Origin of the sequence: Streptomyces sp. NPDC058880, from assembly GCF_042742535.1 — a bacterium.
Lineage (GTDB): Bacteria > Actinomycetota > Actinomycetes > Streptomycetales > Streptomycetaceae > Streptomyces.
Window position 1 is genome coordinate 1 of sequence record NZ_JBHYMC010000011.1, and the last position, 16568, is coordinate 16568.

Here is a 16568-nt window from a genome sequence, read left to right on the forward strand (position 1 = left end):
CCCCGCGGTGACGCGGGGTGCCGCCCTCGGTGTGCGTCCGTACGGCGTGCCGCCTACTCGGGCGGACCGATGTAGTTCTTCAGTCCCGGGACCGTCAGGGTGCCGCCGAACTGGCCGGCCTGGACGACCTTGACGTCCGTGAAGAACGCGAACGGGACATTCAGGGGCGGCGGGCTGTTCGGAGTGAACTCGATCGGGATCAGCCCGAACAGCTTCCCCTTGAGGCTCTCGGTGTACATCGTCACCGTGCCGCCGCGGATCTTGGACGTGGAGCCCGGACGCGACTTCAGGTGGGCGACGTTCCCGCCCTTGCCGACCGTCTGGTAGAGGTCCTTGATGTCCAGCGAGTCCGCGGTGAACTTCAGGACCTTCTTCACCTTGCCGCCGGCGGTCTTCACCTCGACGATGCCGTGGTAGTCGAGGCCGTAGAGGGTCAGCAGGGAGCTGTCGAGGTACCAGGGCTCGTCCGGCAGGAGCGGGATGCCCTGCTCCAGCTCGGCGTTGGCCAGGGCCTCGGCGTCGTAGGTCGGACAGGGGAAGGGTTCCTTCCCGTCCGGGTCCTTCGTCGTCCCGGGCTCGGTCGCGTCCTCGCCCTCGTCACCCTCGTCGCCCTCGTCCTCGGGTGTCTCGTCCTTGGGCTTCTCGTCCTTGGGCTTCCTGACGGTGTCCTTGACCTCGTCGGGCAGCTCCTCGACCGTGGCACCGGCCTGCTCGGCGGCGCGCCTGATCGCTTCCGCCGCAGGGTCCGGGGCCGGCTTCGCCGTCGTGGAGGGCGTGGCCGTGGGCGTCGGGTCCGCCTTCGGCTCCAGCGGCTTGCCCAGCCCGTCGAAGAGGTCCTTGAGCTTGTCGCCCACGCCGAGGGGGTCCAGCGGGTTCGCGGACTTCGTGGGTGCCGGCGCAGGCGTGGTGGCGGCCGGCGCCGGGGTGCTCGCCGACGGGGAGCCGGTCGCCGAAGGGGAAGGGCTCGCCTTCGGCTTCGCGGCGGTGGAGGCTGCGGGCGACGCGCTGGGCGAGGTGCTCGGCGAGGCCGTCTTGGAGGGCGTGGGGGACGGGGACTTCGACTCGGTCTCCGCCGGCTCGTCGGACCGCGTCACGCACGGCCCCGGCGCGAAGGGGATCTCCTTGTCGTCGGCCACGGCCAGTTTGGGCGCCATGCCCATCCCGACGAAAACGGCCGTCGGCATCGCCGCCAGCGCCATCGTCCTGCCGACGGGTATCTGGATCTTGTTCAGCAGGGACTTCCTGGGCGCCGCGTGCCGCGGGCCCGTCTTCTCACGGGACTCTGCGCCTGGGGCCACGCCCCGCTGCGTCTCGTCACCCCGCACTGTTCCTCCCGCCATCGGCGTGGGCAGTCGTCTCGCTCGCGTGTGCCGTCTCCGTCTCGCGGGGGCCCGGAACGTCCAGGGCTCCGGGCGCCGCATCCGTCTTGCCCAGGGCGACCGCGCCCGGCTGCTGGACCGCGGGCTGCTGGACGGCCGCCTGCCGGTCGGCGGGCACCTCCTCCGCGGGCTGTCCGGGCACCCACGACAGGGCGAGTGCGCCGCCGATGAGGGAGAGGACGAAGCCCATCCCGAAGCCGCCGAGGTTGGACACCGGCAGGGACACCAGGGCCAGCAGGATCGAGGCGACTCCGGCGAAGACCCGGATGGACTGCTGGAACCAGAGGGCCAGGCCCAGCGTGATCAGCAGTACACCGATGATCAGCGCACCGGCGCCACCGGTGGTGGCCATCGCGAGACTGACGTTGCCCAACCGGAGGTCCGCATAGGGGAAGTACGCGATCGGGAAGCCACCGAGGAGCGTGAACAGCCCGGCCCAGAAGGGACGGCGACCGCTCCAGGCATGGAAGTGGTAGTACACCACGGTGAGCCAGGCGTCGTCTTCTGCGCGAACGTAAACCGGGGCCTGGGGGTTCATGGACAACAGCTCCCTGGAAACGGTGGTACGGAGAACTCTGTGGAGCCCGGACGGGCGGGCGGGGACAGCCGTCGCCACCCGCCCGTCCGGTCATTCACCGGGACGGACTCAGTCCTTGATGTCCTGGTAGCACGGCTGGTCGCCACCGAGCAGGCGCAGCTTCAGGTCGGGCAGCTTGAACGTGCCGGCCGTGGTCGCCCACGCCTTCTGGCGCACGTTGGTCAGGATCGCCTTGTCCGCGCGCTGCGAGAACGCGTACGGGCTGGCGACCGTGCCGGCCTGCGGCTTGGTCTTGTGGCTCTGGTCGCCGACCGCGACACCGATGTCCAGGTTCTTGAACTCGGCGTCGGTGTCGAGCTCCGCCACATCCAGGTAGATGTTGTCGGCGACGGCCGGCTTGCCCTTGTGGCCGGTGCGCAGCTGCAGCGTGATGTTGCCCAGCGGCGTCGGGGTCACCAGCGACTGGCACATGTTGGTGATCTCGGCGTGGCTGAACCCGGAGATGGTCACCGGGTGGTGCTGCGCATTGCCCTTGAGGTCGTGCCCCTCGGCGATGCCGCCGTACTGGATGAGGTTGTCACCGTCGAGCTTGTCGGCCGTGACCTTGAAGTCCTGGCCGGAGACGCTGAAGGACGCCGCAAGGGCACCCTGCGCCAGACCCACACCGACCGCGGCCGTGGCCGCGATGCTCGGCACCATGACGAGCGCGAAGCGCTTCCATCTGGTCCCGCCACGAACCTGAGAACTCATTTCGTTCCTCCTTCTCGGACGTACATCTCCGGTCCGGGCCGCGCCCGTCCTGGGATGGGAGAAGTGCTACGTCCTCGGGAAGGAGCGCAGGCGGGCCGGCCGCGGCCGTGCCACGTCCGATACACCGGCGTTCACCCCCGAGCGACAACCACTGGGCCACGCGTTCGCGCAACCTGGAGGACAGGCCCCGCCCGTGCGGCGGAGACCCCCCTGTCCCACGGCCGGTGCCACTGCCACCGGCCGGCCCGGTGGGGACCCTTCACCGCGGCTCCGAGTGAGCGGCTCTGCGGGAAGGACCGAGCGTCGCCGATCGTGGTCCATTCCCGGCCGGGGCACAAGAGGGTTCGTTACTGGCGGGTAACGGCCAGATAACCTGCATGCTGCCCGTAACCGTCCGTCGGCAACGCAGGGTGCCGCCGAGGGCCACGACAGAATGGCGGAATGGTGAACACACCGGACAGTTCACGGGGTTCGATTTACTGCGAGTAACAGCGGCCGCGAATGCCAAGTTTTGGCAAAGCGCGGCCGCTGTTTATCTACGTGTCAACAAATCGTCGGCGGTCCACCGACCTCCGAGCCCTTCCCAGGACCGGCTCGGAACCGCACCGGAGCCGCCCTAGAAGAGCACCCGCGCCAGCGCCGTCCGCGCCGCCGTCACCCTCGGATCGTCGGCGCCGATGACCTCGAACAGTTCGAGAAGCCGCAGCCGCACCGCATCGCGATCGTCACCGAACGTGACCTTCACGGTGTCCACCAGGCGCCCGAAGGCGTCCTCCACGTGGCCGCCGACCAGATCGAGGTCGGCCGCGGCGATCTGGGCCGCCGGATCGCGCGGATTCTCGGCGGCGGCCGTGCGCACCTGCTGCGGGTTCATGTGCTGGACCCTGGCGAGCAGCTCGGCCTGGGCCAACCCGAGTTTGGCCTCGGTGTTGCCCGGGTCGTCCGCGAGCACGTTCTTGTACGCCTGCACCGCACCGCCCAGGTCGCCTGCATCCAGTGCGACGACGGCCGCCTCCAGCAGCGCGTCGTACGGTCCGGCCGGCGCCTCGGCCGGGATGGTCTCGGCGGCGCCCTCGGCGTTCGGGTCCACCTGCAGGCCGATGATCCCGAAGCGCTCCTCGGCGACCTGGACCAGCTGGGCGAGGGTCTCGCGGACCTGCTGCTCGGGGGCGACGCCCTGGAACAGCGGCAGCACCTGACCGGCAACCACGGCGAAGACGGCCGGGATGCCCTGGATCTGGAACTGCTGCATCAGCATCTGATTGGCGTCGACGTCCACCTTGGCCAGCACGAGGCGGCCGTTCGCCTCGACGGTCAGGCGCTCCAGGAGCGGGCTGAGCTGCTTGCACGGCTGGCACCACTCGGCCCAGAAGTCCAGGACGACCGGGACCTCGGCGGAGAGCTGGAGCACGTCGCGTTCGAAGCCGGCCTCGTCGACGTCGACGACGAGTGCCGAGGGCGGGACGGCGCCGGCGGCCGGAGCGGCCGCGCCCCCCTGAGCGGCCTGCCGCGCCGCTTCCGCGCGGGCCTGCTCGGCCTTGGCCTTGGCCTCGCCGGCCGCCTTCACCGCGGCGAGGTCGACGACGCCGCTCATGGACATGTTTCTGGGCTGCATGCGTACATCCTCCCCCGTGTGCGCGCGCCGACGAAAAAGATCGCGCGAATTGGCCGTGCCGTCACGTCCGTGCCGTCACGTCCACTGCGATCGTCTTGCTGGGCGGCGCCGGGTCCCCACCTGGCGCCTGTAGCTCGTCGCGTGGTTGTCGCTCTTACGCTACGAGCCGTAGCGTAACTCTCCCGGGGGCCCGGCGCGCCCCCGCGGCGCCCGTGATCTGAACCACAGCGGCCCGTTCGGCTACCGGCGGGTATGGTCTCGGCCATGCGCAACCCGAGCCCCGGCCGCACCGGTCGCCCCCGCAGCGCGGCCGCGGACGCCGCCATCCTCGCCGCCACCCGGGACGCGCTGGTCGAGCTGGGCTGGTCGAAGCTGACCATGGGCGACGTCTCGGCCCGCGCGGGCGTCGCCAAGACCACCCTGTACCGGCGCTGGGCGGGCAAGAGCGAGCTGGTCGTGGACGCGGTCGCGGAGCTCTTCGACTCGCTCGAACTGCCGGACCGGGGCTCCCTGGAAGCCGACATCGAGTACGTGGTCCTGCGCTTCGCGGAGCTGCTGCGGCGCCCGGAGGCCCGTACGGCCCTGATGGCGGTCGTCGCCGAGTCCACCCGGGACGAGGCCCTGCGCGACCGGATCCGGTCGGCGATCGTGGACCGGCAGAAACGTCTCGTCGTCCTGGGCCGCGAACGGGCCCAGGCCCGCGGCGAACTCCCCCACGAGGAGGACGACTTCCTCGCCGGCCACACCACGGACCTGATCTTCGACGTGATCGCGGGCACCGTGGTGCACCGCGCCCTGGTGAGCTCGGAGCCGGTGGACGAGCTCTGGGTGGCAGCCTTCACCACCCTCCTGATGCACGGCCTGCGCGGCGCGGCCGCCGCCTGAGGCCGCAGCCGCCCCTGTTCCTCACCACGTGCGCGCTCACGCTCCGTACGGGCAGGGGAAGGCCGGTCACGGCGTCACCGTACGGGCGCCGCGACCGGCCTTCCGCGCGCTCTCCGGGGCGGGACCCGGCCTCAGAAGCCCGGGGGCTCGGTGTAGGTGCCCCATTCGTCGCGCAGCGTGTTGCAGATCTCGCCCATCGTGGCCTCGGCGCGGACCGCGTCCAGCATGGCGGGGATCATGTTCGACCCGTCGCGGGCGGCGTCCAGCATGGCCTTCAGGGAGGCGGCGACCTTGGCGTCGTCGCGGCGGGCCTTGCGATCGGCGAGCATGCGGACCTGTTCGCGCTCCACCTCGTGGCTGACCCGCAGGATCTCCAGGTCGCCGGTGACCGATCCGTGGTGGACGTTGACGCCGACGACCCGCTTGTCGCCCTTCTCCAGCGAGCGCTGGTACTGGAAGGCGGACTCGGCGATCTCGCCGGTGAACCAGCCGTCCTCGATGCCGCGCAGGATGCCCGAGGTGATCGGACCGATGGGGTGCTGCCCGTCGGGGTGGGCGCGCAGGCCGCGCTCCTTGATCTGCTCGAAGATCCGCTCGGCGTCGGCCTCGATGCGGTCGGTGAGCTGCTCCACGAACCAGGAGCCGCCCAGCGGGTCCGCCACGTTGGCGACGCCGGTCTCCTCCATCAGCACCTGCTGGGTGCGCAGGGCGATCTCGGCAGCCTGCTCGCTCGGCAGCGCGAGGGTCTCGTCGAGGGCGTTGGTGTGCAGCGAGTTGGTGCCGCCGAGGACGGCCGCGAGGGCTTCCACGGCGGTGCGCACGACGTTGTTGTAGGGCTGCTGCGCGGTGAGGGAGACGCCCGCGGTCTGCGTGTGGAAGCGCAGCCACATCGACTTCTCGTTCCGGGCCCCGTAGACCTCCTTCATCCAGCGCGCCCAGATCCGGCGGGCCGCGCGGAACTTGGCGATCTCCTCGAAGAAGTCGAGGTGCGCGTCGAAGAAGAAGGAGAGCCCGGAGGCGAAGTGGTCCACGTCCAGGCCGCGGGAGAGGCCCAGCTCCACGTAGCCGAAGCCGTCGGCGAGGGTGTACGCGAGCTCCTGCGCGGCCGTGGCCCCGGCTTCGCGGATGTGGTAGCCGGAGACGGACAGCGGCTTGTAGGCCGGGATGCCCTTCGCGCAGTACTCCATGAGGTCGCCGATGAGACGCAGGTGCGGCTCCGGCTCGAAGAGCCACTCCTTCTGGGCGATGTACTCCTTGAAGATGTCCGTCTGGAGGGTGCCGTTCAGGACGGCGGGGTCCACGCCCTGGCGCTCGGCGGCGACCAGGTACATGCAGAAGGCGGGCACGGCGGGGCCCGAGATCGTCATGGAGGTCGTGACGTCGCCGAGGGGAATGTCCTTGAAGAGGACCTCCATGTCGGCGGCGGAGTCGATGGCGACGCCGCAGTGGCCGACCTCGCCGAGGGAGCGGGGGTCGTCGGAGTCGCGGCCCATGAGGGTCGGCATGTCGAAGGCGACCGAGAGCCCGCCGCCGCCGGCGGCCAGGATCATCTTGTAGCGCTCGTTCGTCTGCTCGGCGTTCCCGAAGCCGGCGAACTGGCGGATGGTCCAGGTCCGGCCGCGGTAGCCGGTGGCGTGCAGGCCGCGCGTGTACGGGTACTCCCCCGGCCAGCCGATCCGCTCGAAGCCCTCGTACGCGTCGCCGGGCCGGGGCCCGTAGACGGGTTCGACCTCATCGCCGGAGAGCGTGGTGAAGTCTGCCTCGCGCTTGCGGGCCTTGTCATAACGGGCCTGCCAGCGGCGGCGGCCCTCCTCGATGGCGTCAGCGTCCATACCCACGAATTTACTAGGACGTCCTAGTAAATGTCGATGGGAAACCCCCGGGAGTCGTCCCGGGGGCGGGTGACGCTCGCCTCGTCGTCAGGCCTTCGCGGTCGCGAGCGAGTCGTCGATCAGCGGCTCCACCTCGGCGCGGACCGTGCGCTCGACGAAGAAGGCGGCCAGCGGGATCGTGCCCGACACCAGCACCCACAGCAGCCTGCCGAAGGGCCACTTCGCCTTGGATCCCAGGTCGAAGGCGAACACCAGGTAGATCATGAACAGCACACCGTGGGTCTGCGACACCACGAAGGTCAGATCGGCCCCGGTGTCGAAGCCGTACTTCGCCACCATGCAGGCGCACAGGATCAGGAGCATGACCGCGGTCACGTAGGCCATGACGCGGTAGCGGGTCAGCACGCTTCGTTTCATGCCGACGAGCCTAACCGTCCGTTTTGCTCGATCTTGACGCGGCCCCGGGATCGCGGGGCGGCCTCAGGACTCCTCGAAGTCGGCGGCGGCCACCCGCAGCGGGCGGAGCAGGGCGAAGATCTCGCCGCACTCCTCGGCGTCGTAGGCGCCGAGGCCGAAGTCGATGGCCATCAGGTCCTTCGTGGCGGCCTCGACGACCTCGCGGCCCTTCTCCGTGATGGAGGCGAGGGTGCCTCGGCCGTCGTTCGGGTTGGGCCGCTTGGCGACCAGCCCGGACCTCACCAGCCGGTCCACGGTGTTGGTCACCGAGGTCGGGTGAACCATCAGCCTCTCGCCGATCTTCGACATCGGCAGCTCGCCCGCCTTGGAGAAGGTGAGCAGCACCAGCGCCTCGTAGCGCGCGAAGGTCAGCCCGTACGGCTTGACGACCGCGTCGACCTCGCCGAGCAGGATCTGGTGGGCGCGCATGATCGAGGTGATCGCGGCCATCGAGGGCACGGGCCCCCAGCGCTGCTGCCAGAGCTCGTCGGCGCGGGCGATGGGGTCGAAGGGAAGGCTGAGCGGCTTGGGCACGCCTCCGACCCTACCGGGAGGTCACTTCACGGCGGGGGCCGTCTCATCCCTCAGTCGCTCCTCCTGCCGGACCGCGCAGCGGAGTTCGGCCAGGAGAGCCAGGGCGACGGCCGTACCGAGCACCCCGGCCCCCGTGACGACCCCGTGCACCGGGAAGAACTCGGCGGCGACCCCGGCCAGAGCCATGCCTGCTCCCTGGAGGGTCATCAGGCCGGTGCTGAGCAGGGTCATCGCCCGGCCGCGCAACCCGTCGGGGACGGCGTCCACGTACCACTGGTCCAGCCCCAGGGTGTAGGCGTGGGCCAGCCCGGCGAGCAGCAGCGCGAGCAGGGCGACGGGCACGCCCGGCCGGCCGGCGTAGAGGAGGAACGGCAGCAGGCCGCCGGCGGCGAGCGGGGCGACGATCCGCGAACGCGTCCGCGCACTGAGCGCGGAGCCCGCCCAGAGCTCCCCGGCCAGGGTGCCGACGGGCATGGCGCACATCATCAGGCCGAGGACGCCGGTCCCGGCGCCGATGCCGTCGGCGTACGCGGCGAGCAGCGCCTCGGGGACGACGAGGAAGACGGGCGGAAGCCAGAACAACAGGGTGAGCGCCCGCAGCCGGCAACGCCCCAGGACGGCCCGCATCCCGGCGATCGCGGAGGTCCGGGCGTCTCCTTCGAGGAGGAGCTCGCGGTGATCCGGGCGGCCGACCCGGCCGCTGCGCGCGAGGACATCCGCAGGTCGTTGGCGTGCACGCCGGGCGCGCTCGACAGCGAGCCGGGCCGGGCCCTGCTCGCCGATCCGGCCCGGTCGGTACGGGAACTGGCCGACCTGCTGGAGCGGGGCTGGGGCGTACTGGTCGAGCCGCACTGGCCCCGACTGCGGGCCCTGCTGGAGGCGGACGTCCTCTTCCACACCCGCCGTCTGGCCGCCGGCGGGCTGGCGTCCCTCTTCGACGGCCTGCACCCTGATCTCTCCTGGGACCCCGCGTCTCTCACCCTCACCATCGAGCGGCCCAGCCACCACGACCGGGTGCTGGGCGGCCAGGGGCTGCTGCTCATGCCGAGCGCCTTCGTCTGGCCGCAGATCGCGGGCGGCTTCGACCCGCCCTGGCAGCCGACCGTCGTCTATCCGGCGCGCGGCATCGGCGCCCTGTGGACCCCGGCGGACCAGGACACACCGACCGCGCTGACCCGGCTGCTGGGCCGGGCCCGGGCGGACGTCCTGTGCGCGCTGGAGGAGCCGGCGTCCACGACCGCCCTGGCCCACCGCCTCGGCCTGGCCCCCTCCACCGTCTCGACCCACCTGGGGATCCTGCAGGCCGCAGGTTTGCTCATCTCCGTCCGCCGCGGGCACCAGGTCCTCTACGAACGCACCCCGCTGGCCATCGCCCTCACCACCGGGAGCGCCGCCGACTGACCGGCGCGGGCGGTGTCGCACGACCGAGCCGACGGACCGTCATGTCACCATATTCCGGTCATACATCCCTACTGCGTCACCGCCTCACCGCCTCACGGCCTGCCCCCGACCCTTCGTCGCGAGGAATCCGGATGCCACCCGTCGCTCCCAGGCCCGTCGCCGTCCTCGGCCTCCTCCTGCTCCTCGCCGCGGCCGCCGCCTGCACCACCGCGCCGGATCATGGGCCGCGCGGTCCCGCCGCCGGCCAAGCCGCCGGCCCCACGGCCACGGCCGCCCACGGCGAGTCCCCGTTCTGGGTGGACCCCGACAGCGAGGCCGCCCGGCAGGTCGCGGCCTGGGAGGCGACGGGCCGCTACGCCGACGCCCAGGTACTGCGCCGGATCGCGGACCGGCCGGTCGCCCTGTGGGGACGACCGGGCGATCCCGGACCCGGGATCCGCCGGGCCCGCGCGGCCGCGAAGGCCTCCGGGCGGACGCTGGTCCTGGCCGCGCACCACATCCCGCCCCGCGGCTGCGGGCAGCCGCCCGCGGGCGGCGCCGCCGACGCCCGCGCCTACCGCGACTGGATCGACGCGTTCGCCGATGCCATCGGCGACGCCCGGGCCCTCGTCGTGCTGGAGCCGCACGCCGTCGCGCACGCCGTCGACGGCTGCGTGCGCGCCGAGCACCGCGCCGAGCGCTACCGGCTGCTCTCCGAGGCCGTCGACCGGCTCAAGCGGAACCGCCACACGAAGGTCTATCTGGACGCCGGCGGGCCGACGTGGATCCGCGACCCGGCGGATCTCGCCGGCCCGCTCCGCCGCGCGGGCCTCGACCGTGCCGACGGCTTCGCCCTCAACGTCTCCGGCTTCCAGCCGGACGCGGCCGTACGGGCCTACGGCGCGAAGCTCTCCCGGGCGGTCGAGGGCCGGCACTTCGTCGTCGACACCGGCCGCAACGGCGAGGGGCCCCTGCCGGGTGACCGCGGACACGTTTCCTGCAACCCGCCGGGCCGTGCGCTCGGCACGCCGCCGACCGACCGGACCGGCGACCCGCTCGTGGACGCGTACCTCTGGGTGAAACGGCCCGGCGAGTCCGACGGAACCTGCCGCGGTGGCCCGGCGGCCGGCGCCTGGTGGTCGGAACAGGCCCTCGGCCTGGCCCGCCGGGCACGGGGCGCCTCGTAGGCCGTGTCCGCGGAGCAGCGCCGGGCGCACCCGGACGCCCGACGGCGACGCCGCGAGGTGCGGCCACCCCCCGTTCCCACGCTGCGAGCGATCGCTCAACAGTGAGCGCGGTCAGCCGGATTGGGGTCCGGGCGTGCGCGAGCGCCCCCGGCCGATCGGCCGGGGGTGCTCGTGGCGTGGGGCGGGAACGGGTCGTTCACCCCTGCGCGAGGTGACGCTCCACCGTCTCCACCTTCGAGGTGATCCCGTCGGTGACGCCGGGGCGGATGTCGGCCTTCAGGATGAAGGAGACACGGGGCGCCCGCTCCTCGACGGCGGCGACCGCGCGCCGGATCACGTCCATGACCTCGTTCCACTCACCTTCGACGGTGGTGAACATGGCGTCGGTGCGGTTCGGGAGCCCTGACTCGCGGACCACGCGGACGGCGTCGGCGACGTACTCGCCCACCTCTTCACCGACCCCGAGCGGGGTCACCGAGAACGCGACGATCACGCCCGGGCCGCCTCACGGGCACGGGCCGCGACCACGCTGTCGGCCTCTTCGCGCTTGAGCAGCTTGTCGCCGTAGAGGCCGCCCAGGGGCACCACCGAGAGGACGAAGAAGAACAGGGCCTTCTTGAACGGCCACTTCGCCTTGTACCACACGTCCAGCAGCAGCACCGAGTAGACCATGAACAGGAACGCGTGCAGCAGGCCCAGCGGCAGCAGCAGGTAGTCGATGTCCGAGACCCGGCTCAGCAGCGAGCCGAAGATCAGCAGGGCCGGGAACGACAGCGCCTCCGGGACGGAGACGAGGCGCAGGCGGTGCAGGGCGGAGGCGGTCTTGATGTCCACGTGGAACCTTCGGGGAGGGAGGCCGGGGTCGCCATCCAGTGTCTCAGCCGCTTTGCGGGATCTTGACCCGGCCCCTCCGCCGCGGCACGGGCCGGGCCGGACCGGGATCGCTCCCAAACGCCCGGGTGTGTCATATATCCGGCCACGGGACTCTGTTCGGGTCCGCCCCCTGCCGATAACGTCTTCCCGTGGCTCAGTTCCGACTCCAAGGCAGCAAGGTGCTGGCCGTCGACCTGACCGGGGACGCCGTGAAAGCGAAGAACGGCTCCATGGTCGCGTACGACGGGCAGATGGCCTTCAAGAAGATGACCGGCGGTGGCGAAGGCCTCCGCGGCATGGTGACCCGCCGGCTGACCGGCGAACAGATGACGGTGATGGAGGTACAGGGGCACGGCACCTGCTTCTTCGCCGACCGCGCAAGTGAGATCAATCTGGTCAATCTGCACGGTGAAAAGCTCCACGTCGAGTCCAGCAACCTGCTGTGCACGGACGCCGGCCTGCGCACCGGCACCACGTTCACCGGTCTGCGCGGCGCCTCGACGGGCAACGGTCTGTTCACCACGACGGTGGAGGGCTCGGGGCAGGCCGCGATCATCTCCGACGGCCCGGCCGTGGTGCTGCGCGTGAGCGCCCAGTACCCGCTGTCCGTCGACCCGGGGGCGTACATCGCGCACACCGGCAACCTCCAGCAGTCCTTCCAGTCCGGCGTGACCTTCCGCACGCTGATCGGCGAGGGCTCCGGCGAGGCGTTCCAGATCCGCTTCGAGGGCGAGGGCCTGGTCTACGTGCAGCCGAGCGAACGCAACACCGTCGGGGGCGATCTCTGATGCCGTTCCGCGAGATCAACTCGAAGATGGTCGAGGCCCAGGTCGTCCCTGGTCAGAAGATGTTCAGCCAGCGCGGCGCGATGCTCGCCTACCGCGGCGACGTCTCCTTCACCCCGAGCATGACGGGCGGTCAGGGCGGCGTCATGGGCATGATCGGGCGCCGCGTGGCCAACGAGCAGACCCCGCTGATGGCGGTCGAGGGCAGCGGGACCGTGATGTTCGGGCACGGCGGCCACCACATCCAGGTGATCAATCTGACCGGCGAAACCCTCTACGTGGAGGCCGACCGGCTGCTCGCCTTCGACGGCACCCTCCAGCAGGGCACGATGTTCATGGGGTCGCAGGGCGGGGTCATGGGCATGGTCCGCGGCCAGGTGACCGGACAGGGCCTCTTCACCACCACCCTCAAGGGCCACGGCTCGGTCGCCGTGATGGCCCACGGCGGGGTCATGGAACTCCCGATCACCGCGAACCGGCCGGTCCACGTGGACCCGCAGGCGTACGTGGCCCACCACGGGGACGTCAGGAACAAGCTCTCCACCGCCCTCGGCTGGCGGGACATGGTGGGGCGCGGCTCGGGCGAGGCGTTCCAGCTGGAACTGTCTGGCCAGGGCGCGGTGTACGTACAGGCCTCCGAGGAGAAGCTGTGAACTTTGGCCCCGTGATGGGCGGGCCCGGTGGCCCGACGGTCTTCGACCCGTACACGCTGCCGTCGGACGACAACGTGAACGCCTACACCTTCTGCGTGGAGCTCAAGGGGAGCCAGTGGTTCCTGCAGAAGGGCAAGATGATCTCGTACTACGGGCGCATCGAGTTCAACGGCATCGGCAACGGGCGCTTCGACCGCCTGCTGCGCACCAGTTTCCACTCCCCGCTGCACGCCAGCGACTGGGTGGTCGCCGAGGGCCAGGGCAAGATGCTGCTGGCCGACCGGGCGTTCGATGTGAACTCGTACGACCTGGACGACGGGAACCTGACGATCCGCTCGGGCAACCTGCTCGCCTACCAGCCCTCGCTCGCCCTGAAGCAGTCGATCGTCCCGGGCTTCCTGACACTGATCGGGACCGGGAAGTTCGTGGCGGCTTCCAACGGGCCGGTGGTGTTTATGGAGCCGCCGCTGCGCGTGGACCCGCAGGCGCTCGTCGGATGGGCGGACTGCCCGTCTCCCTGTCACCATTACGATCACGGCTACATGTCCGGCGTGATGGGCGGACTGCGCTCGCTGACCGGCATCGGGGGAACCTCGGGCGAGGAGCACCAGTTCGAGTTCGTCGGAGCGGGGACGGTGCTGCTGCAGTCCTCGGAGATGCTGATGGCGGAGCAGTCGGTCGGCACGGTGGGTGCCGGGGCGGCCACGGGCAACGCACAGGGCGTGCCGGGGGCCGGCCAGGGACCCCTGGGGCAGGTGGGTGTGCCGAGGATGCCGGGACAGCTGGGTGATCTCCAGCGGCGCCTGGGACTGTAACGGCGGGGACTTTCGACCTTTGTACGCAATTCAACTTTTTAGGTAGAGTTCATTCATGGAGACCATGGAGACCGAGACGGCAACGCGCTGGCTCACCGACGCGGAGCAGTGCGCCTGGCGCACTCACCTGGACGTCAGCAGGCTGCTCATGCACCAGCTGGAAAAGGATCTCCAGCCCTTCGGACTCACCAACAACGACTACGAGATCCTCGTGAACCTCTCGGAGTCGCAGGAGCACCGGATGCGCATGAGCGATCTCGCGACCGCGACCCTGCAGTCCAAGAGCCGGCTCTCGCACCAGATCACGCGGATGGAGACGGCGGGCCTGGTCCGCCGGGTCAACTGCGAGTCCGACCGCCGCGGCCTGTACGCGGTGCTCACGGACGAGGGCATGGAGACGATGCGGAAGGTCGCCCCGCACCACGTGGCGTCCGTCCGCCGGCACTTCATCGACCTGCTGCCGCCGGAGGCCCTGGCGGCGCTGCGCACCTCCCTGACCCCGGTCGCGGAGCACCTGCGCGGCACCCGCGGCAAGGTCTGAGCCGGTCCAGGTCGGTCCGGGCGCCCGGATCGCCCCGCCCGGCAGCGGGCGGGGCGATCCGCCCGCTGCCCGGCCGGGGCCGTCAGGCCTCCGTCAGGGTCGCCAGGAGGGCGTCGGCCGCCGCGTACGGATCCAGCTCGCCCTCGGCGACCCGGGCGGCCAGCGCGCCGAGGTGCGCGTCCCCGTGCACGTCGGCCATCCGCGCCCGCAGCGCCGTGACGGCGATCGTCTCGACCTCCCGGGCGGCCCGCGCAGCCCGCCGCTCGGCGAGCACGCCGCGCTCGTCCATCCACGCCCGGTGCTTCTCCAACGCCTCGACGACCTCGTCGATGCCCTGCCCGCGGGCCGCCACCGTCTTCACGATCGGCGGCCGCCAGTCGTCCCGGCCGCGCGCCTCGCCCAGCCCCAGCATGTGGTTCAGCTCGCGGGCGGTGGCGTCCGCGCCGTCCCGGTCGGCCTTGTTGACCACGTACACGTCGCCGATCTCCAGGATGCCCGCCTTGGCAGCCTGGATCCCGTCGCCCATCCCCGGAGCCAGCAGCACCACCGAGGTGTCCGCCTGCGAGGCGATCTCCACCTCCGACTGCCCGACGCCGACCGTCTCGACCAGGATCACGTCGCAGCCGGCCGCGTCCAGCACCCGGATCGCCTGCGGGGCGGCCCAGGCGAGACCGCCCAGGTGGCCGCGGGTGGCCATGGAGCGGATGTAGACCCCCGGGTCCGAGGCGTGGTCCGACATCCGCACCCGGTCGCCGAGCAGCGCCCCGCCGGAGAAGGGCGAGGACGGGTCCACGGCGAGGACGCCCACGCGCTTGCCGGTCCTGCGGTACGCCGACACCAGCGCGGACGTCGAGGTCGACTTGCCCACGCCCGGCGATCCCGTCAGGCCCACCACGTACGCCCCGCCCGTCAGCGGGGCCAGCGCGGCCATCACCTCACGCAGCTGCGGGGACGCCCCCTCGACCAGCGAGATCAACCGGGCCACCGCTCTCGGCCGGCCCTCCCGCGCCTGGGCCACCAGCTGGGGGACGTCCACCGTCATGCGTGCTGCGCTCCTCGGTTCTCGTACGGGATACGTGCGGGCCGCCGGGCCCGGTTCCGGCCCGGCGGCCGGGCCGCTTACTCGGCGACTACTTGGCGACGCGGACGATCAGCGCGTCACCCTGGCCGCCGCCGCCGCACAGCGCGGCCGCGCCGACCCCGCCGCCGCGGCGCTTGAGCTCCAGCGCCAGGTGCAGCACCACGCGGGCCCCGGACATGCCGATCGGGTGGCCCAGGGCGATCGCACCGCCGTTGACGTTCACCTTTTCCGGGGTCACGCCCAGATCCTTCATTGACTGCACGGCGACCGCCGCGAAGGCCTCGTTGATCTCGATGAGGTCCAGGTCGGAAACCTCCAGACCCTCCTTCTTCAGGGCGTGCAGGATCGCGTTCGACGGCTGCGACTGGAGGGAGTTGTCCGGGCCCGCCACATTGCCGTGGGCGCCGATCTCCGCGATCCACTCCAGGCCGAGCTCCTCGGCCTTCGCCCTGCTCATCACGACCACGGCGGCCGCGCCGTCGCTGATCTGCGAGGAGGTGCCGGCGGTGATCGTGCCGTCCTTGGCGAAGGCGGGCCGCAGCTTGCCGAGCGACTCCACCGTGGTCTCGGGGCGGATGCCCTCGTCGGTGGAGAAGATCACCGGGTCGCCCTTGCGCTGCGGGATCTCGACCGGGGTAATCTCCGCCTCGAAGACGCCGTTCTTCTGGGCGGCGGCCGCACGCTGGTGGGAGGCGGCGGCGAACGCGTCCTGCGGGCCGCGCTCGATGCCCAGGCGGGTGTTGTGCTTCTCGGTGGACTCGCCCATCGCGATGTTCTCGAAGGCGTCGGTGAGGCCGTCGTAGGCCATCGCGTCCAGCATCTCGATCGCGCCGTACTTGTAGCCCTCGCGGGACTTCGGCAGCAGGTGCGGGGCGTTGGTCATCGACTCCTGGCCGCCCGCGACGACGATGTCGAACTCGCCGGCGCGGATCAGCTGGTCGGCCAGCGCGATCGCGTCCAGGCCGGACAGGCACACCTTGTTGATGGTCAGGGCCGGCACGTTCATCGGGATGCCGGCCTTGACCGCCGCCTGGCGGGCGGGGATCTGACCCGCGCCGGCCTGGAGCACCTGGCCCATGATCACGTACTGGACCTGGTCGCCGGAGATCCCGGCCCGCTCCAGCGCGGACTTGATGGCGAAGCCGCCGAGGTCGGCGCCCGAGAAGGACTTCAGCGAGCCGAGCAGCCGCCCCATGGGCGTGCGGGCCCCGGCGACGATCACGGAGGTGGTGTTGTTCGATCCGGACATGAGGCACAGCCCCTT

General features: G+C 71.3%; 17 protein-coding genes and 2 pseudogenes. 7 read left to right on the top strand and 12 right to left on the bottom strand.

Annotated features, from left to right (window positions below; all coding sequences use genetic code 11):
* Positions 1 to 53: 53 nt before the first annotated feature.
* From ACFW2G_RS08980 to ACFW2G_RS08995, 4 genes are all read right to left on the bottom strand, one after another.
* Positions 54 to 1325 (bottom strand): hypothetical protein, encoded by a 1272-nt coding sequence (locus tag ACFW2G_RS08980; protein ID WP_384445533.1) that lies wholly within the window; start codon positions 1323 to 1325, stop codon positions 54 to 56.
* Entirely contained in the window at positions 1315 to 1917 is a 603-nt protein-coding gene (locus ACFW2G_RS08985) for a DUF6114 domain-containing protein (protein ID WP_384445531.1), read from the bottom strand. Before ACFW2G_RS08985 ends, ACFW2G_RS08980 begins: the two co-directional genes overlap by 11 nt.
* A gap of 108 nt (positions 1918 to 2025) precedes the next feature.
* Entirely contained in the window at positions 2026 to 2667 is a 642-nt protein-coding gene (locus tag ACFW2G_RS08990) for a DUF6230 family protein (RefSeq protein WP_384445529.1), read from the bottom strand.
* Between the two features lie 616 nt (positions 2668 to 3283).
* Positions 3284 to 4282: a tetratricopeptide repeat protein gene (locus ACFW2G_RS08995; protein ID WP_384445527.1), complete on the bottom strand. Its 999-nt coding sequence runs from the start codon at positions 4280 to 4282 to the stop codon at positions 3284 to 3286.
* Between the two features lie 264 nt (positions 4283 to 4546).
* Between ACFW2G_RS08995 and ACFW2G_RS09000 the strand changes: the two genes are divergently transcribed.
* A complete protein-coding gene (locus tag ACFW2G_RS09000; protein ID WP_037928641.1) occupies positions 4547 to 5167 on the top strand; it encodes a TetR/AcrR family transcriptional regulator in 621 nt (206 codons plus the stop codon).
* Between the two features lie 131 nt (positions 5168 to 5298).
* On the opposite strand, the gene ACFW2G_RS09005 is transcribed toward ACFW2G_RS09000, so the two are convergent.
* The 4 genes and pseudogenes from ACFW2G_RS09005 to ACFW2G_RS09020 all read right to left on the bottom strand — a co-directional run.
* Positions 5299 to 6999 (bottom strand): methylmalonyl-CoA mutase, encoded by a 1701-nt coding sequence (locus ACFW2G_RS09005; protein WP_037928007.1) that lies wholly within the window; start codon positions 6997 to 6999, stop codon positions 5299 to 5301.
* Positions 7000 to 7086: 87 nt separating this feature from the next.
* A complete protein-coding gene (locus ACFW2G_RS09010; RefSeq protein WP_037928005.1) occupies positions 7087 to 7416 on the bottom strand; it encodes a DUF3817 domain-containing protein in 330 nt (109 codons plus the stop codon).
* Positions 7417 to 7479: 63 nt separating this feature from the next.
* Positions 7480 to 7989, bottom strand: coding sequence for a MarR family winged helix-turn-helix transcriptional regulator (locus tag ACFW2G_RS09015; protein ID WP_384445524.1), 510 nt, complete (start codon positions 7987 to 7989; stop codon positions 7480 to 7482).
* 21 nt (positions 7990 to 8010) lie between these two features.
* Positions 8011 to 8685 (bottom strand): annotated as a pseudogene (locus tag ACFW2G_RS09020) (MFS transporter); the annotation flags it as partial.
* Between ACFW2G_RS09020 and ACFW2G_RS09025 the strand changes: the two are divergent.
* Together ACFW2G_RS09025 and ACFW2G_RS09030 are read left to right on the top strand one after the other, a co-directional pair.
* A pseudogene (locus ACFW2G_RS09025) lies at positions 8632 to 9390 on the top strand (DUF5937 family protein); the annotation flags it as partial. The pseudogenes ACFW2G_RS09020 and ACFW2G_RS09025 sit on opposite strands and share 54 nt — an antisense overlap.
* Positions 9391 to 9521: 131 nt before the next feature.
* A complete protein-coding gene (locus ACFW2G_RS09030) occupies positions 9522 to 10556 on the top strand; it encodes a glycoside hydrolase family 6 protein (protein ID WP_384445522.1) in 1035 nt (344 codons plus the stop codon).
* 196 nt (positions 10557 to 10752) lie between these two features.
* Here ACFW2G_RS09030 and ACFW2G_RS09035 read toward each other — a convergent pair whose 3' ends face one another.
* Both ACFW2G_RS09035 and ACFW2G_RS09040 read right to left on the bottom strand, forming a co-directional pair.
* Positions 10753 to 11049 (bottom strand): MTH1187 family thiamine-binding protein, encoded by a 297-nt coding sequence (locus tag ACFW2G_RS09035; RefSeq protein WP_384445520.1) that lies wholly within the window; start codon positions 11047 to 11049, stop codon positions 10753 to 10755.
* Positions 11046 to 11390 carry a DUF3817 domain-containing protein gene (locus ACFW2G_RS09040; RefSeq protein ID WP_037927996.1) on the bottom strand — a complete coding sequence of 115 codons (345 nt, stop codon included), beginning with the start codon at positions 11388 to 11390 and terminating at the stop codon, positions 11046 to 11048. The genes ACFW2G_RS09035 and ACFW2G_RS09040 overlap by 4 nt, the downstream gene beginning before the upstream one ends.
* A gap of 188 nt (positions 11391 to 11578) precedes the next feature.
* Between ACFW2G_RS09040 and ACFW2G_RS09045 the strand changes: the two genes are divergently transcribed.
* From ACFW2G_RS09045 to ACFW2G_RS09060, 4 genes are all read left to right on the top strand, one after another.
* Positions 11579 to 12217: an AIM24 family protein gene (locus tag ACFW2G_RS09045; RefSeq protein WP_037927992.1), complete on the top strand. Its 639-nt coding sequence runs from the start codon at positions 11579 to 11581 to the stop codon at positions 12215 to 12217.
* Positions 12217 to 12867 carry an AIM24 family protein gene (locus ACFW2G_RS09050; RefSeq protein ID WP_037927990.1) on the top strand — a complete coding sequence of 217 codons (651 nt, stop codon included), beginning with the start codon at positions 12217 to 12219 and terminating at the stop codon, positions 12865 to 12867. The genes ACFW2G_RS09045 and ACFW2G_RS09050 overlap by 1 nt, the downstream gene beginning before the upstream one ends.
* Before the next feature lie 14 nt (positions 12868 to 12881).
* Positions 12882 to 13682, top strand: coding sequence for an AIM24 family protein (locus ACFW2G_RS09055; RefSeq protein WP_384445614.1), 801 nt, complete (start codon positions 12882 to 12884; stop codon positions 13680 to 13682).
* A 64-nt stretch (positions 13683 to 13746) separates the two neighbouring features.
* Positions 13747 to 14223, top strand: a complete 477-nt coding sequence (locus ACFW2G_RS09060; protein WP_037928634.1) for a MarR family winged helix-turn-helix transcriptional regulator — start codon at positions 13747 to 13749, stop codon at positions 14221 to 14223.
* Positions 14224 to 14305: 82 nt separating this feature from the next.
* Here ACFW2G_RS09060 and meaB read toward each other — a convergent pair whose 3' ends face one another.
* Positions 14306 to 15265, bottom strand: a complete 960-nt coding sequence (gene meaB / locus ACFW2G_RS09065) for a methylmalonyl Co-A mutase-associated GTPase MeaB (RefSeq protein ID WP_037927986.1) — start codon at positions 15263 to 15265, stop codon at positions 14306 to 14308.
* Positions 15266 to 15353: 88 nt separating this feature from the next.
* The gene (locus ACFW2G_RS09070) at positions 15354 to 16553 is read right to left on the bottom strand and encodes an acetyl-CoA C-acetyltransferase (RefSeq protein ID WP_037927984.1); all 1200 of its coding nucleotides are present in this window, start codon (positions 16551 to 16553) and stop codon (positions 15354 to 15356) included.
* Positions 16554 to 16568 lie beyond the last annotated feature (15 nt).

Excerpts from the sequence above, each read along its gene's own strand:
- ACFW2G_RS09005 (WP_037928007.1), bottom strand. The coding sequence starts at position 6,999 with ATGGACGCTGACGCCATCGAGGAGGGCCGCCGCCGCTGGCAGGCCCGT.
- ACFW2G_RS09070 (WP_037927984.1), bottom strand. The coding sequence starts at position 16,553 with ATGTCCGGATCGAACAACACCACCTCCGTGATCGTCGCCGGGGCCCGC.
- ACFW2G_RS09000 (WP_037928641.1), top strand. The coding sequence starts at position 4,547 with ATGCGCAACCCGAGCCCCGGCCGCACCGGTCGCCCCCGCAGCGCGGCC.
- ACFW2G_RS08995 (WP_384445527.1), bottom strand. The coding sequence starts at position 4,282 with ATGCAGCCCAGAAACATGTCCATGAGCGGCGTCGTCGACCTCGCCGCG.
- ACFW2G_RS09010 (WP_037928005.1), bottom strand. The coding sequence starts at position 7,416 with ATGAAACGAAGCGTGCTGACCCGCTACCGCGTCATGGCCTACGTGACC.
- ACFW2G_RS09030 (WP_384445522.1), top strand. The coding sequence starts at position 9,522 with ATGCCACCCGTCGCTCCCAGGCCCGTCGCCGTCCTCGGCCTCCTCCTG.
- meaB (WP_037927986.1), bottom strand. The coding sequence starts at position 15,265 with ATGACGGTGGACGTCCCCCAGCTGGTGGCCCAGGCGCGGGAGGGCCGG.
- ACFW2G_RS09050 (WP_037927990.1), top strand. The coding sequence starts at position 12,217 with ATGCCGTTCCGCGAGATCAACTCGAAGATGGTCGAGGCCCAGGTCGTC.
- ACFW2G_RS09055 (WP_384445614.1), top strand. The coding sequence starts at position 12,882 with ATGGGCGGGCCCGGTGGCCCGACGGTCTTCGACCCGTACACGCTGCCG.
- ACFW2G_RS08990 (WP_384445529.1), bottom strand. The coding sequence starts at position 2,667 with ATGAGTTCTCAGGTTCGTGGCGGGACCAGATGGAAGCGCTTCGCGCTC.
- ACFW2G_RS09060 (WP_037928634.1), top strand. The coding sequence starts at position 13,747 with ATGGAGACCGAGACGGCAACGCGCTGGCTCACCGACGCGGAGCAGTGC.
- ACFW2G_RS08985 (WP_384445531.1), bottom strand. The coding sequence starts at position 1,917 with ATGAACCCCCAGGCCCCGGTTTACGTTCGCGCAGAAGACGACGCCTGG.